The 13,149-nt window shown below is 51.8% G+C and carries 16 protein-coding genes and 1 tRNA gene; 15 read left to right on the forward strand and 2 right to left on the reverse strand.

Translation table 11 applies throughout. The annotated features are described in order from the left end of the window. The first annotated feature begins 3 nt into the window (after nucleotides 1–3). From fliS to FFS57_RS12260, 6 genes are all read left to right on the forward strand, one after another. The gene (fliS, locus tag FFS57_RS12235) at nucleotides 4–474 is read left to right on the forward strand and encodes a flagellar export chaperone FliS (protein WP_137938081.1); all 471 of its coding nucleotides are present in this window, start codon (nucleotides 4–6) and stop codon (nucleotides 472–474) included. Next, entirely contained in the window at nucleotides 471–794 is a 324-nt protein-coding gene (gene fliT, locus FFS57_RS12240) for a flagellar protein FliT (RefSeq protein WP_137938082.1), read from the forward strand. The genes fliS and fliT overlap by 4 nt, the downstream gene beginning before the upstream one ends. Nucleotides 795–900: 106 nt before the next feature. Continuing rightward, complete coding sequence (locus tag FFS57_RS12245; protein ID WP_137938083.1) at nucleotides 901–1,296, forward strand: DUF2802 domain-containing protein; 396 nt, start codon at nucleotides 901–903, stop codon at nucleotides 1,294–1,296. Then, nucleotides 1,293–2,453, forward strand: coding sequence for a flagellar hook-length control protein FliK (gene fliK, locus FFS57_RS12250; protein ID WP_137938084.1), 1,161 nt, complete (start codon nucleotides 1,293–1,295; stop codon nucleotides 2,451–2,453). The genes FFS57_RS12245 and fliK overlap by 4 nt, the downstream gene beginning before the upstream one ends. Beyond that, nucleotides 2,446–2,778 (forward strand): EscU/YscU/HrcU family type III secretion system export apparatus switch protein, encoded by a 333-nt coding sequence (locus tag FFS57_RS12255; RefSeq protein ID WP_137938085.1) that lies wholly within the window; start codon nucleotides 2,446–2,448, stop codon nucleotides 2,776–2,778. The genes fliK and FFS57_RS12255 overlap by 8 nt, the downstream gene beginning before the upstream one ends. 122 nt (nucleotides 2,779–2,900) lie before the next feature. Beyond that, nucleotides 2,901–3,782, forward strand: a complete 882-nt coding sequence (locus FFS57_RS12260) for a 2-hydroxy-3-oxopropionate reductase (RefSeq protein WP_137938086.1) — start codon at nucleotides 2,901–2,903, stop codon at nucleotides 3,780–3,782. A gap of 87 nt (nucleotides 3,783–3,869) precedes the next feature. Here the strand turns inward: FFS57_RS12260 and FFS57_RS12265 are convergent, their stop codons facing one another. After that, nucleotides 3,870–4,265 (reverse strand): RICIN domain-containing protein, encoded by a 396-nt coding sequence (locus FFS57_RS12265; protein WP_171013884.1) that lies wholly within the window; start codon nucleotides 4,263–4,265, stop codon nucleotides 3,870–3,872. A gap of 196 nt (nucleotides 4,266–4,461) precedes the next feature. Here FFS57_RS12265 and FFS57_RS25220 point away from each other — a divergent pair, with 196 nt between their 5' ends. From FFS57_RS25220 to FFS57_RS12290, 6 genes are all read left to right on the forward strand, one after another. Then, the gene (locus FFS57_RS25220; RefSeq protein WP_171013886.1) at nucleotides 4,462–4,617 is read left to right on the forward strand and encodes a hypothetical protein; all 156 of its coding nucleotides are present in this window, start codon (nucleotides 4,462–4,464) and stop codon (nucleotides 4,615–4,617) included. A 103-nt stretch (nucleotides 4,618–4,720) separates the two neighbouring features. Continuing rightward, nucleotides 4,721–4,933: a 30S ribosomal protein S21 gene (gene rpsU / locus FFS57_RS12270; protein WP_137938088.1), complete on the forward strand. Its 213-nt coding sequence runs from the start codon at nucleotides 4,721–4,723 to the stop codon at nucleotides 4,931–4,933. Between the two features lie 71 nt (nucleotides 4,934–5,004). Continuing rightward, nucleotides 5,005–5,451 (forward strand): GatB/YqeY domain-containing protein, encoded by a 447-nt coding sequence (locus FFS57_RS12275; protein ID WP_137938089.1) that lies wholly within the window; start codon nucleotides 5,005–5,007, stop codon nucleotides 5,449–5,451. Nucleotides 5,452–5,561: 110 nt separating this feature from the next. Next, nucleotides 5,562–7,358, forward strand: coding sequence for a DNA primase (dnaG, locus tag FFS57_RS12280; RefSeq protein WP_249383983.1), 1,797 nt, complete (start codon nucleotides 5,562–5,564; stop codon nucleotides 7,356–7,358). Nucleotides 7,359–7,562: 204 nt separating this feature from the next. After that, nucleotides 7,563–9,512 carry an RNA polymerase sigma factor RpoD gene (rpoD, locus tag FFS57_RS12285; RefSeq protein WP_137938090.1) on the forward strand — a complete coding sequence of 650 codons (1,950 nt, stop codon included), beginning with the start codon at nucleotides 7,563–7,565 and terminating at the stop codon, nucleotides 9,510–9,512. Between the two features lie 60 nt (nucleotides 9,513–9,572). Beyond that, nucleotides 9,573–9,649, forward strand: a tRNA-Ile gene (locus FFS57_RS12290). A 75-nt stretch (nucleotides 9,650–9,724) separates the two neighbouring features. Here the strand turns inward: FFS57_RS12290 and FFS57_RS12295 are convergent. Beyond that, on the reverse strand, nucleotides 9,725–9,976 hold the full coding sequence (locus tag FFS57_RS12295) for a hypothetical protein (RefSeq protein ID WP_137938091.1): 252 nt from the start codon (nucleotides 9,974–9,976) through the stop codon (nucleotides 9,725–9,727). A 637-nt stretch (nucleotides 9,977–10,613) separates the two neighbouring features. On the opposite strand from FFS57_RS12295, the gene FFS57_RS12300 reads away from it, so the two are divergent. From FFS57_RS12300 to FFS57_RS12310, 3 genes are all read left to right on the forward strand, one after another. Continuing rightward, nucleotides 10,614–10,907, forward strand: coding sequence for a cyclic-phosphate processing receiver domain-containing protein (locus FFS57_RS12300; protein WP_137938115.1), 294 nt, complete (start codon nucleotides 10,614–10,616; stop codon nucleotides 10,905–10,907). A 175-nt stretch (nucleotides 10,908–11,082) separates the two neighbouring features. After that, on the forward strand, nucleotides 11,083–11,388 hold the full coding sequence (locus FFS57_RS12305; protein WP_137938092.1) for a hypothetical protein: 306 nt from the start codon (nucleotides 11,083–11,085) through the stop codon (nucleotides 11,386–11,388). Between the two features lie 138 nt (nucleotides 11,389–11,526). Next, nucleotides 11,527–13,026: a multicopper oxidase family protein gene (locus tag FFS57_RS12310; protein WP_137938116.1), complete on the forward strand. Its 1,500-nt coding sequence runs from the start codon at nucleotides 11,527–11,529 to the stop codon at nucleotides 13,024–13,026. The last annotated feature ends 123 nt before the right edge of the window (nucleotides 13,027–13,149 follow it).

The raw sequence follows: 13,149 nt of genomic DNA on the forward strand, positions 1-13,149 counted from the left end.
AACATGACCGGTTATCCACGTTCTGCAGTGCATGCTTATACCAAGCATGCACTGGAAAATGAAATCAACAGCGCCAGCCCGCACAAGCTGATTCTGATGTTGTTCGACGGCGCACTGGCATCGATTGCTCAAGCCCGGTTACATATCGAATCATCGCAGATTGCTGCCAAAGGCAATGCCATCTCCAAAGCGATTGCGATTGTGGAGGAAGGGTTGCGCCTGAGTCTGGACAAGAACGTTGGTGGTGAGCTGGCGCAGAATCTGGATGCGTTATACGAATACATTTCGCATTGCCTGCTGATGGCCAATATTCAAAACGATATTGCCATGCTGGACGAATCCAGTACGCTACTGATTCAATTGCGTGACGCTTGGCAGGCAATTGCACCTCAAGCAGGTACTAGCCCGACCGATCCTGTTCCACCCGCTCCGGATAACGGTGACCGTAACACCGCCAGCTATGGCAAGGTATGAATGCCGACGAATTACTCAGCTGTTATGCTGAGCTGCATACACTCAGTCAGGAGATGTTGCTGCATGCCCAGCAGGAACAATGGGACGAGTTGCTTGCGTTGGAGCAGGCACGCATTCCACTGTTACAGCAAATCGCTAACGTGGATCTGAGCGATTTCGACCTACCTGCGGCCACACGTGTCGCCTTGCAAGAACAGATTGCAGCCATTCTGGAGGCCGATCGGCAAACCGGCGAGCTGACCGAATCCTGGCTGAGTGAACTGAGGGGCATTTTCGCCAGTGCCAATAATGAAAGAAAGATTTCAGATACCTATCGCTAGCCACGATGTAGCTGATTGACAACGGTTGTGTCACATTGAGAAAAAGGCCTGTGCGGAGTAAGCTGAATCATGATCTGCTTTTTGATGGGTATCGGGCCGTACTTACATGGATGCCATTGTTGTTACCTGGCGTGAGCTACTGGTCGTCGGGGCCATTGTTATCGGGATATATGTTGCCGAGTGGTTCGCATTCATGCGTGCGAGCAGGCGCGCCCGTGAAAAACGTGAAACCATCATGCCCAGTCCGGCCATGCATGAGTTGCTGGGTCGTCTGGAATTGTTGGAGGCTGAAATACAGGCCTTGCGTCAGCGGGTGGACGCGCCCAAGCAGCCAACTGCAGCAGCAAAAGGGGCGGAGTTGGACAAGCCTGGCTCTCCTTATAGTCAAGCGGTGGAGCTGGCCAAGCAAGGACTAGATGCCGCTACGCTGGCCGCTCATTGCGGTATTTCCCGTGGTGAGGCGGAGCTGATCATCGCCTTACATCGGTTTGACTCGGTATGATTCACAATGATGCGCTAGGACAGCTTAATCAACTGGTCAGGCGGGTTTCGCCGACATTGATTGAGGCAAATCAGGAAAAGCCACCCGTCAGCAATGACCGGTCACAGCAGTTTGTTCCTGGTGAACGTATTCCCGCCCATGTACTGGCAGCTTTACCCAATGGGCGATTTGAAGTGCTGGTTAAAAACCAGCTACTCGATATGAATCTTCCTGGCAATGCGCAGCCCGGCGAGGCGCTGGACTTGACCTTCATTCGTGCCGAGCCGCGTCCCACCTTTGCATTGACCAAGGACATGGCCGCGCTGGTGGGTAATGGCGCTGGCGAGGTCAAATTCAGTGAAACGGCCAAGTTTCTGGGCGCCTTGCTGTCTCGAGGTGAACAATCCCCAGTTGCAAAACAAGTGGTTGATGCTTCGCCAATCATCGACACGTCGGCACCGGATACCAAGGCGATTGCGCAGACATTGAATCAGGCGGTGACACGTAGTGGGTTCTTTTATGAATCGCATCAGGCGGAGTGGGTAACTGGCCAGCGCAGCCTGCAAACCTTGCAAGATGAGCCGCAAGCTAAACTGGGCAGTGAACAGACTGTTGGGAAGGAGAGCACTGCTGCTCCGTCACGTGCTAAGGTTGAGTCTGCCTTGGTGGCACCCAGGGCCGAGCCTGCTGATGCAACCCGTGTCACTGGCCCGGCACGCGAGGCCACGCTGTTGTTACCGGATGCCAATACAATGACCGACAAAGCCAGCAGCCTGAATGGTGCGGAGCTTGCGCCTCAACTGAGGCAGATCGTGCAACAGCAACTGGGCATGCTCGATACTCGTCAGCTGATGTGGCACGGCATGGCATGGCCTAATCAGCCAATGGATTGGTCGATCGAAGAGCAATTGGCTGCTCAGCAAGGTGCAATGGAAGCCGGAGAGGATCGGGCATGGTATTCTCGCATGAAACTGAACTTGCCCAGTCTGGGTGAGGTGGTGATAGGTATCAGCCTGCGTGGTCAGGATGTCGCAGTCAACTTTCATGTGGCCAAGCCTGATACTGCAGATCGGATTCGTGAAGCCAGGGGTGAATTGAATCATCAACTGGAGGCTGCAGGGCTTCGTCTGGCTGGGAGTACAGTTGATTTGAACGACGAAGCTGATGCAAATGGATAAAGATCGTCAGCGTCAGATGGCTGTGGCTATGGCCTACCAAACCGGAATGAATGCGCCGAAGGTAGTGGCGAAAGGCCGCGGCGTGCTGGCGGAAATGATCATTGAGCGTGCACGCGAGGCCGGCGTGTTCGTACATGAGTCGCCAGAGCTGGTGTCGTTGCTGATGCAGGTTGATCTGGATCAACATATTCCACCCGAACTTTATCGTGCAGTGGCGGAGCTACTGGCCTTTATCTACTTTCTGGAGCAGGGTGGCACTGCTGATGCCCCTGTACTGTCATTGTCGGAAATGTCCTCAACTGTCGATGGCGAACCATCTGCCTGATCGCGTAGACTTCCGATTCATATTGATTTCGTTTTCCCATCCGTACTGATCCAATGGTGATAAACCATCCAGTCGCCGCCTGAGAGGTGGCACCACCCAGCTTTCTTCAATAAGGATTTCAAATGACACAACCTGTAGTCGGCTATATCGGCTTGGGCATTATGGGCCGCCCCACGGCTTTAAATCTGATCAAGGCAGGTTATGCCTTACACGTTTTCGCACGCAGGGCTGCGGCACTGGAACCACTTATTGCGGCAGGGGCCGTTGCCTACGATAGTCCGAAGGCAGTTGCGGCGGTGGCCGATATTATTTTCATCAATGTTTCCGATACGCCGGATGTGGAACAGGTATTGCTGGGTAGCGGTGGGGTGATTGAAGCAGGCAAGATGGAGCAGATTGTTGTCGATATGAGCACCATCGCACCCATTGCTGCCCGTAATATAGCTACCAAATTGGCAGCGCGGGGAATCGACCTGTTGGATGCCCCGGTGTCCGGCGGCGAGGCAGGTGCAATCGCCGGCACTTTGTCGATCATGGTTGGAGGCAAACAGACTGCCTTCGAGCGTGCCCTTCCCTTATTGCAGGTGCTGGGCAAGAATATTGTCCATGTTGGCGACAGTGGGGCGGGGCAAGTTGCCAAGGCGTGTAACCAGATCGTGGTGGCTGGCACGATTGCAGCAGTGGCCGAAGCAATGACCTTTGCCAGATGCAATCAGGTGGATGCAGGTAAAGTTCGTGAAGCTTTGATGGGTGGATTTGCAGGTAGCAAGATTCTGGAGGTGCATGGAAAGCGCATGCTGGATAATGATTTCAAGCCCGGATTCAAAAGTCGACTGCATCAGAAGGATATGCACATTGTGCTGGAGACGGCCCGCCAATTGGGTCTGGCATTGCCTATTAGCAGTCAGACGACGCAATTGATCAATGCATTGTTGGGATCGGGGGACGGCGAATTGGATTCATCTGCCATGATCAAAGTGATTGAGAGAATGTCTGGACAGTAATCTCTTGTAGTTGTTGTCACTGGCTGTCAATTCCTGGCGACTTTGAACGGGGGCGCCGTGACAGCTCTGCGTGTGCGATTTGCGGCATTACTTGAAGGTCACCGTACACACTGCAAGAAAGTGATCGGATGGAGGTAGTCGACCCTCGCGATGGGCATTGATCTTGCAACGGTTGATTTGGAATTTGGTGCTATCCACGTGAATGACACGAATGTTATAGCTCACGACGGTCATACCTGGTCCTGGATCGTTGTTCTTCTGGAATAGCCAGGTCTGGTTAGGTTGGTCGGGATTACAAGACCATTGCTGGATATTGGCGCCGTCTTTCGTACTGGCTGCCAGCACATCCATGCATAACTGGCTATGTAGGTTTTTGATGGCATGGCGCCCACTTTCAATCGTTGCTGCATTGCCAGTGCTGAATAAGGCGATGCTACTGAGTAGCCCGAAAATCGGCCACCATCTGGATGGACTGAATGGCATAGTTTTCTCCTTTGCTGAGATTGAATGCAAGGTTGCCATGGATGTATCTGACCTTGATCGGATTACGTTCTATTTTTTTGTCATAGGGATGGCAACATGGCTGAGATGTGCTGGAAAAGGACTTGCAAACTGTTGATTCATGCCACTTGAGTAGAAAATGAAAGCGTTGTTATTTAGTCGGGGGAATTTTGCCTGAATGTTTGAACTCATTCTTTACATGGAGCAATTTCAAGCAATGACGGTTGAATGTCTGGCGTGGGCGTTTGATGGCTTAAAGGCGCTAAATCTGGGTGTGAGCCGGGGTAAGCGAAAAGTGCGTTCCGGCGGTACGGAGTCAGTCGATTTTTGTTGAAATGATACTTTGATATATCTTTTGCTTTGAAAAGGCTTGGCAAGATGGCATAATGCTGTTTTACCCCCGATTAACTTTTACCTTAGAATTGAGGTCGATATCAATGCCTAGCGTCCGCGTCAAGGAAAATGAGCCATTCGAAGTGGCTCTGCGTCGTTTCAAGCGTACTGTCGAAAAAACTGGTCTGTTGACTGAGTTGCGTGCTCGTGAGTTCTACGAGAAGCCGACTGCTGAACGTAAGCGCAAACTTGCTGCGGCCGTCAAGCGTCATTACAAACGTCTGCGCAGTCAACAACTGCCGCCGAAAATGTACTGATCAGCCGCTTGAAGGCACAGAGAAAGGCCGCTAGTTGTTTAGCGGCCTTTTGTATTTTAAAGGAGAAAACAATGAGCCTGAAGCAACGCATTCAAGATGATATGAAAAATGCAATGCGCGAGAAAAACGCGCAGCGCTTGTCGGCCATCCGCCTGTTGACGGCTGCAATGAAGCAGAGGGAGGTCGATGAACGCATTGAGCTGACGGACGAACATGTCATTGCCATCATAGACAGGATGTTGAAGCAGCGCCGCGACTCAATTACTCAATTTGAGGCAGCAGGGCGGCAAGATCTGGCTGACAATGAAAAGTTTGAAATGACCGTGTTGCAAGAATACATGCCTGTTCAGCTATCAGATGCTGAGGTTGAAGCTGAGGTGGTCGCGGCAATGGCGCAGATTGGTGCGACGGGGCCCCAGGATATGGGTAAGTTGATGGGTGTGTTGAAGCCCAGGTTGGCGGGTCGTGCGGATATGACCAGGGTATCGCAACTGGTTAAGGTCAAGCTGGCGGGCTGATTCACACATTGTGGGGGTTGGCTGGTCATTGACCGCCGGAATCCGTTAGAATAGGCATATTGCGCAGCATTCTGTTGCGCAATTTTTCTTCCATTCTCATGTGGCCTGGTGTGTCCCGTATCCCTGATAGTTTCATCCAGGATTTGCTCAATCGTGTCGATATTGTCGATGTGGTGGATCGCTACGTTCCGCTCAAGAAGTCCGGCGGTGAGTATAAGGCCTGCTGTCCGTTTCACGGCGAAAAAACACCTTCATTTTATGTCAGCCCAGTCAAGCAGTTCTATCACTGCTTTGGTTGTGGTGCCAATGGCACAGTCATCACATTTCTGATGGAGCATGCTGGCCTTGGCTTTGTTGAGGCGGTAAAAGAGTTGGCTCAGGCTGTGGGTATGCAGGTCCCGCAGGAAGATGCCACCCCGGAAGAGAAGCTGGTTGCGAAAAAGCGTGCCGAAGTTGAGGCGCTGGATTTGCCTGGTGTCATGCGAGCTGCCTGCGTGTATTACCGCAATCAACTGAAGCATGCGCCACATGCCATTCAGTACTTGAAGAAGCGAGGGGTGTCCGGCGAAATTGCTGCCAAGTTTGGTCTTGGTTATGCCCCGGATGGTTGGCACGCATTGCAAGCAGCTTTTCAGGATTATGATTCCAATCCCGCGCTGATCGAATCGGGCCTAGTCAAGGAGCGAGAAGGGCGGCGGCATGATTTCTTCAATGATCGGGTGATGTTTCCGATCGTTAATCAGCGTGGTGCGATCATTGGGTTTGGTGGGCGGGTGATGGACAGGGGTGAGCCCAAGTACCTGAACTCACCAGAAACGGTGTTGTTTGAAAAGGGTCGTGAGCTTTACGGCTTGTATCAGGCTAGGCAGTCGATTCGTGATGCCGGCAAAGCGTTGGTTGTCGAAGGGTACATGGATGTCGTGTCGCTGGCTCAATATGGTGTGAGCTATGCTGTAGCGACGCTGGGTACTGCTACCACTGCGCATCACCTGCAGAAGCTGATGCGCCACACCGATCACATTGTATTTTGCTTTGATGGTGATAAGGCTGGTCGCAAGGCGGCTTGGCGGGCATTGGAAAATGCGCTGCCGCTGTTGCAGGACGACAAGCGCCTGGATTTTCTGTTTTTACCTGATGAGGAAGATCCTGATACCTATGTTCGCCATTTTGGGCGTGAGGCTTTCGAAGATCTGATGGCAAGGGATGCGCTGCCGCTGACGGCCTTTATGCTGCGTGAGCTGGCAGCTAAGTCGGACTTGCAGACTGATGAAGGGCGTGCGCGACTGATCAAGCTGGCGCAGCCATTAATTACTCAGATTCCTGCGCAGGCATTGAGCTTGATGCTGCGTAAGCGCTTTGCGGAGTTGTTGGGCATTGGTTCGGATGAATTGGATCGTCTGCTTGGGATTCGTGTTGCGCAGTCTCGTTATGGTAAGCCTAGGTCAAAGCCAGCATTGCCGCACTCTGGACGCCGTCAGGCGCCATCAATCGAGCGGAAGGTCATTGAGTGGTTTTTGCGTGCGCCAGGCTGGGCGCAGCATGTTGCATTGCCGCAGTGGGAGGGTGATCAGCCGGAGATGCAGGCGCTTTATGCGCTTTATGCTTATTTAGTAGCACACCCTGGATTGGCTAATGCCGCACAGGTCTTGGAGTGCTTTCGTGATTCCCCATATGAGGGAACGTTGCGACATGTTCTGGGGGCGGCAATGGATGAGCACGAAGGCTTTTCTGATGAAGAGGCTTGGGTTGAATTGACTGATGCTGTTTCCAGGCTTGAGAGGCGTGTCAATGAACAGCAGAGCAGGCCGTTTATGGCGGAGAAGAATTTGTCGCCAAGCAGCCTCTCTGATGAGGATAAGCAGATTTGGCGCCAGCTCTCCATGACTAAGTTGCGATCGGAAGGGTGATTTTCCCGGTCTGGTGGCATTGGATGAGTTTGATTGTTGGCGGGGTTGCCTAGTAGGTTGGGGCGTCAAAACAGCCAGATTTGGTGTCATTTTGCGAGGTTTAGATCGAAATATTAGTGTTCAATGAATCATTAACTAACAATTCGGTCTATAACTTGGATATAATCAACAGCTTTTTCAGTTTGAAAATCAGGAACGGAACCTATGGCGGCAGATCAAGAATTCGACAAGCCTGACATCCCTCAGCCCGAGAAGGAGAGCGCCCCCAGTGGTCGCGCCATGTCGCCGGCCGACGCCGAGGCACGTCGTGCTCGCCTCAAGACGTTGATTGTGCTCGGCAAAGAGCGTGGTTACCTGACCTTTGCCGAAATCAACGACCATTTGCCGGAAGACATGCTGGATGCCGAACAGATTGAAGGCATCATCAGCATGATCGCCGACATGGGCATACAGGTGTATGACGAAGCACCGGATGCCGAGCAATTGCTGATGTCTGACGCAACCCCGGCTGTTGCAGACGACGACGCCGTGGAGGAGGCTGAAGCGGCGCTATCCACGGTTGATTCCGAGTTTGGTCGCACGACTGACCCGGTACGGATGTACATGCGTGAAATGGGTACCGTTGAACTGCTGACCCGTGAGGGCGAAATCGAAATCGCCAAGCGCATTGAAGAAGGCCTCAAGCACATGATCCAGGCGATCTCGGCATGTCCGATGACGATCGCCGAGATGCTGCGCTTGGCCGATGCTGTCGAAAAAGACGAGTTGCGTGTCGATGAATTCATTGATGGTATCGTCGACCCGAATGCAGTTGAGGCAGAAGAAGCAGAATTCAAAGAGCCGAGTGACGAAGAAGAGTTGGCTGCGGCGGAAGAGGAAGAAGAGGACGAAGAAGGTGGTGGTGGCGGTGCCATGAGCGCCAACCTTGAATTGCTCAAGGCTGACATGCTGGCGAAGTTCGCCATTATTCGTCCATTGTATGAAAAGATGATCAAGGCACTGCAGAAGTCAGGGCCGGGCAGTAAGCAATATGCTGAGGTGCAGGAAGCCATTTCCGCTGAGTTGCTGAACATCCGTTTCACGGTCAAGCAAATCGAAGCAATGTGTGATGCATTGCGCAAGCAGGTTGAAGAGATCCGCAGTTACGAACGTGAGATCATGGAGATCTGTGTGAATCGCGCAGGCATGCCGCGCGAGTTGTTCATCAAGAGCTTCCCCAGCCATGAAGTAGATCATGATTGGGTGCTGGATCAGATTGGTCTCGCCAAGCCTTACAGTGAAGCCATTGACCGCCAGAAGCATGCAATTTTTGAAGCACAGAAGCGATTGTCGGTGATTCAGGATCAGGCAATGATCCCGATCAAGGAGTTGAAAGAGATCAATCGTCAGATGTCGACGGGCGAAGCCCGTGCCCGGCGTGCCAAGCGTGAAATGATCGAGGCCAACTTGCGTTTGGTGATTTCGATTGCCAAGAAATATACCAACCGTGGTTTGCAGTTCCTGGATCTGATTCAAGAAGGCAATATTGGCTTGATGAAGGCAGTGGACAAGTTTGAATACCGTCGTGGCTATAAGTTCTCGACTTACGCTACGTGGTGGATTCGCCAGGCTATTACGCGTTCGATTGCCGATCAGGCGCGCACTATCCGGATTCCAGTGCACATGATCGAGACAATCAACAAGATGAATCGTATCTCGCGCCAGATTTTGCAGGAAACAGGCCTTGAGCCCGATCCGGCTTTGCTGGCGACCAAGATGGAAATGCCGGAAGAAAAGATCCGCAAGATCATGAAGATCTCGAAAGAGCCGATTTCAATGGAAACACCGATCGGTGACGATGATGATTCTCATCTGGGTGATTTCATTGAGGATGCAGTGACGTTGGCGCCAAGTGATGCGGCTGTCTATGCTGGCTTGCGTGAGGCTACCAAGGAGGTGCTGGATACGTTGACTCCGCGTGAGGCTAAGGTACTGCGCATGCGTTTTGGTATTGAGATGAATACCGACCATACGCTGGAGGAAGTCGGCAAGCAGTTCGATGTGACCCGTGAGCGTATTCGTCAGATTGAGGCCAAGGCATTGCGTAAGCTGCGCCATCCGACACGTTCCGAGCGGTTGAAGAGCTTTCTGGATAACAACGAAAGCTCGCAATAAAGGTCTTAGGGCGCATCCAGCTTGGATTTGTCCAGAAAGCTGCTATAATAGCGGGCTTTCGGGCCTTTAGCTCAGTCGGTTAGAGCAGAGGACTCATAATCCTTTGGTCCCGGGTTCGAGTCCCGGAGGGCCCACCAAAATATAAAAAGGGGTTAGCTTTGTGCTAACCCCTTTTTATATTTGTCCTTGCCCTGAACTTGAGCAACTTCAGTTTACCTAAAATAAGGTTGGTTCATTCGTTCCACCGCAGCGGTGATCAATTGTGTTGGCAATGTCTCAGCTTCCAGTGCCAATACGGTTGCATCCAGCTGTTGCTTCAATGCCCGTGCCAACTGCAAGCCGACTTGGTCACGAGTGATAACGATGCTGCCATAGCATTCCAGTCTGTCAGTCCGGTTTTCAAAGATCAGTTCACCAATCTGCAGGCTATCAGTTTCGTTGGCAAATGGGGTGATTGCGGACATGGGATCTCCTCGCATTCAAAATTGGCTTAACATGATTTGAATCATCGTCGGCATGGCTTGCTGGGTCAGCGAGATGATTGCCAGCCACGGCTTAATCCATTCAAGAGGTAGCTTGATGGATGTCATACTTGGTTGTGCTGGTGTATTGTGGTGCGACGGACTCGCAACACCATGGTTGTTGGCATCGTGGATTGGATGCGCAAATGTTATTCAGTATTTTATGGCTGTTTATTAATACAGTCAATGCCGTTGAAGCCTTATTGGGACTGGATCTTATTGAGTATCAAACACTGCTCTTTTGGGTTTGTTCATGATGTTGGTGGCAAGCCCTTAGAGCCGCAACAAAACCCTTCTGGTGTTGTTGTGCAAACTCGTCGTACTTTCCGTACTGCTTCTGTTTGCACACCTAACCAGAACCACTTCGCTGGGTTTTGTTAGCGGCGCTTAGTAGGGGGTGTGTTGATCAGCACATGCGCCTCAATCAAGTATTTACAAGCAGATGTTGAATGGATTCTTAAGATGATTTCGTTGTTGATTACACCCGTGCCATATTGAATATACGGGCTGGACGTGCGTGTGCGGATGGTCAGTACATCGGCACTCGATGACTATCAAACCATGCTGGGGTGACATGAAGATGAAAGTCTTTCTAGATGATGAGCGTGCAACGCCGGAAGGTTGGGTGCGTGTATTCTGGCCCGACGAGGCGATTGCGCTGCTTCAGACCGGTGAGGTTGAGGAAATCAGTCTCGATCATGACTTGGGTGATGATACGCGAGGTACGGGATACGATGTCGTGATCTGGTTGGAAAATGAAGTAGCCATGCATGGATTGAAACCGCCGGTGATTCACGTTCATTCGGCCAATCCACCTGCCAGAGCACAGATGGAACAGGGCGTTTTGGCGATTCAACGTTTGGCAAATCGCTAGATGGTTGGCACGTCCGTGATAACTGAAATTAATCAGCACGTCGGTTGGAAAGGATGGCACTTGTTGTGTCATCGGTCAGAAAACCGTTCGCACTTAGTGATGCGGAGTTGTGAATTGGCACTTTATCTGGTGGCCATGTGATACATTTGCCATCATGCGTTACCATCAATGGATCATGATCATCTGGCTGGCGATCAGCCTGCCTGTCAGCACTGCTGCTGCGGGGTCATTTGGCATGTGCCAGTCCATTGGTATGGCTCAGCCTGATAATGTGGAGGCTGAGCATGGCACGCACTGCCAAGATCAACAAGCCACCAAACTGACCACTTGCGATCAATGTAATTGGTGCCAACAGGTAGCCTCGGATGACTCGGTCAGTCCGTTACCTATCTTGGGTATGGTGGCGCCTTTGGCCTTTCTCTCAATACTATTTGCCCCGGATGGGGTGCTGTTTCGGCCTTTTCGTCCCCCTTCGTTCTGATTGTAGTGGATTGGTACATCGTTGATGGCGATGTTGCCGTATCAGATTTGTGATGAATGAAGTGCTCCAATAAGCAGCTACACTGAGTTTGGGCGGCTTGTTGATACGCATGATTGAACAGATTCAGGATGATTGATGATGAAAAGACGTCGTTTTCTCACCTCGTTGGGTGGTTTGGCTACCATGGGTTTTGTTGCGCCGTGGGCAAGGGCTGTGTCGGGTGACATGGCACATGGCATGCATGCAAGCATGTCTCAAGCTGCAACCGAATTGGCCGATATCACGGCTTTACCCAAAGGCGCCTTGTTGGCAGATTTGCCACGGCTGGCCAATACAACCAAACAGGATGCTCTTTTCCGGGCTACCCTAGTTGCGGCACCGACCAAACATAAAGTGATGACAGGCACCGAAACCCAATGTTGGACCTATAACGGCAATCTGCCAGGTCCATTAATCGATGTGTTTGAGGGTGACACGGTCGAGATTTTGCTGGAAAACCGGTTACCGCAAGCAACTACCATTCATTGGCACGGCCTGCCAGTACCACCCGAGCATGACGGCAATCCGCAAGATGCAGTACCACCTGGCGAGCAACGTTGGTATCGTTTTACCTTGCCCAAAGGCAGTGCCGGTACGTACTGGTATCATCCGCACCCACATGGCACCACGCCAGAACAAGTATTCCGTGGCATGGCCGGGGTCTTCATTGTCCGTACCAAGGAGGATCCGCTGGCGGATATTCCGGAGCGGTTGTTGCTGGTATCTGATCTGAAGCTGGCCAAAGATGGCCAGATAGCGCCAAATGATACCAATGATGAGATGAACGGTCGTGAAGGGCAGTTTGTGTTGGTCAATGGACAGCACCAGCCGATATTGCGCTTCCACCAAGGTGGGCGAGAGCGTTGGCGTATCTGGAATGCCAGCAATGCTCGCTATTTACGCCTGACTTTGCCAGGGATGCGATTTGCGTTGGTCGGAACGGATGGTGGGTTGCTGGAGCACCCCATACCTAACCTCACTGAATGGTTGGTGGCACCCGCTCAACGGGTGGAGCTGATTGTGGAGGTGGGTGAGCAGCCAGGTCTGATTGATCTGACGGCGGCGGTCTATGCGCGGGGTAAGATGGGGAGTGTTCAGCCAGACCAGCCCCAGCGTTTGCTGACGGTGGATTTTGGTGCGGTCAAAGCAACAACGCTGGCACCACTGCCAACGGTGTTGCGACGTATTGAGCCGCTGGGAAGGCATCGTGCCAAAAAGCGCGTGGTCTTTTCGGAGGAGATGTCGATGGCTGACGGTCGCCACGATATGAAGTTTCTGCTGAATGGACGCCGCTACGATATGTCCCGGGTTGATCTGATCAGTCGCATCAATCAGATAGAATTGTGGGAAATTGTCAACCAGGCGGACATGGATCATCCATTCCATATCCACGGCACACAGTTTCAGGTGGTGGAAAGTGTGTTTGAAGGAAAAACGACACGGCCGGCTTATCGTGCTTGGTACGATACCGTCAACCTGCGGGCGGGTGAGATCGTACGTATCAAACTGGTACAGTCGTTCAAGGGGTTGCGTATGTTTCATTGTCATATTCTGGAGCATGAAAATGCAGGCATGATGGCCCAATTGAAGGTGATTTGATCAACCAGTCGATACGTCACAAAATGGCAGGTCCGCACTGCGGACCTGCCATTTTTGTTTTCAATGAAATTGATAGTTCAATATCCGTATTTAATTAAATATTGAATGGGTAAGTAATTTATG

Source organism: Chitinivorax sp. B (assembly GCF_005503445.1).
In the GTDB taxonomy this organism is placed as follows: domain Bacteria; phylum Pseudomonadota; class Gammaproteobacteria; order Burkholderiales; family SCOH01; genus Chitinivorax.

Excerpts from the sequence above, each read along its gene's own strand:
- FFS57_RS12295 (WP_137938091.1), bottom strand. The coding sequence starts at position 9,976 with ATGTCCGCAATCACCCCATTTGCCAACGAAACTGATAGCCTGCAGATT.
- FFS57_RS12305 (WP_137938092.1), top strand. The coding sequence starts at position 11,083 with ATGATCATCTGGCTGGCGATCAGCCTGCCTGTCAGCACTGCTGCTGCG.
- FFS57_RS12260 (WP_137938086.1), top strand. The coding sequence starts at position 2,901 with ATGACACAACCTGTAGTCGGCTATATCGGCTTGGGCATTATGGGCCGC.
- fliT (WP_137938082.1), top strand. The coding sequence starts at position 471 with ATGAATGCCGACGAATTACTCAGCTGTTATGCTGAGCTGCATACACTC.
- FFS57_RS12255 (WP_137938085.1), top strand. The coding sequence starts at position 2,446 with ATGGATAAAGATCGTCAGCGTCAGATGGCTGTGGCTATGGCCTACCAA.
- fliS (WP_137938081.1), top strand. The coding sequence starts at position 4 with ATGACCGGTTATCCACGTTCTGCAGTGCATGCTTATACCAAGCATGCA.
- FFS57_RS12310 (WP_137938116.1), top strand. The coding sequence starts at position 11,527 with ATGAAAAGACGTCGTTTTCTCACCTCGTTGGGTGGTTTGGCTACCATG.
- fliK (WP_137938084.1), top strand. The coding sequence starts at position 1,293 with ATGATTCACAATGATGCGCTAGGACAGCTTAATCAACTGGTCAGGCGG.
- FFS57_RS25220 (WP_171013886.1), top strand. The coding sequence starts at position 4,462 with ATGTTTGAACTCATTCTTTACATGGAGCAATTTCAAGCAATGACGGTT.
- rpoD (WP_137938090.1), top strand. The coding sequence starts at position 7,563 with ATGGCGGCAGATCAAGAATTCGACAAGCCTGACATCCCTCAGCCCGAG.
- FFS57_RS12245 (WP_137938083.1), top strand. The coding sequence starts at position 901 with ATGGATGCCATTGTTGTTACCTGGCGTGAGCTACTGGTCGTCGGGGCC.
- FFS57_RS12275 (WP_137938089.1), top strand. The coding sequence starts at position 5,005 with ATGAGCCTGAAGCAACGCATTCAAGATGATATGAAAAATGCAATGCGC.
- rpsU (WP_137938088.1), top strand. The coding sequence starts at position 4,721 with ATGCCTAGCGTCCGCGTCAAGGAAAATGAGCCATTCGAAGTGGCTCTG.
- FFS57_RS12300 (WP_137938115.1), top strand. The coding sequence starts at position 10,614 with ATGAAAGTCTTTCTAGATGATGAGCGTGCAACGCCGGAAGGTTGGGTG.
- FFS57_RS12265 (WP_171013884.1), bottom strand. The coding sequence starts at position 4,265 with ATGCCATTCAGTCCATCCAGATGGTGGCCGATTTTCGGGCTACTCAGT.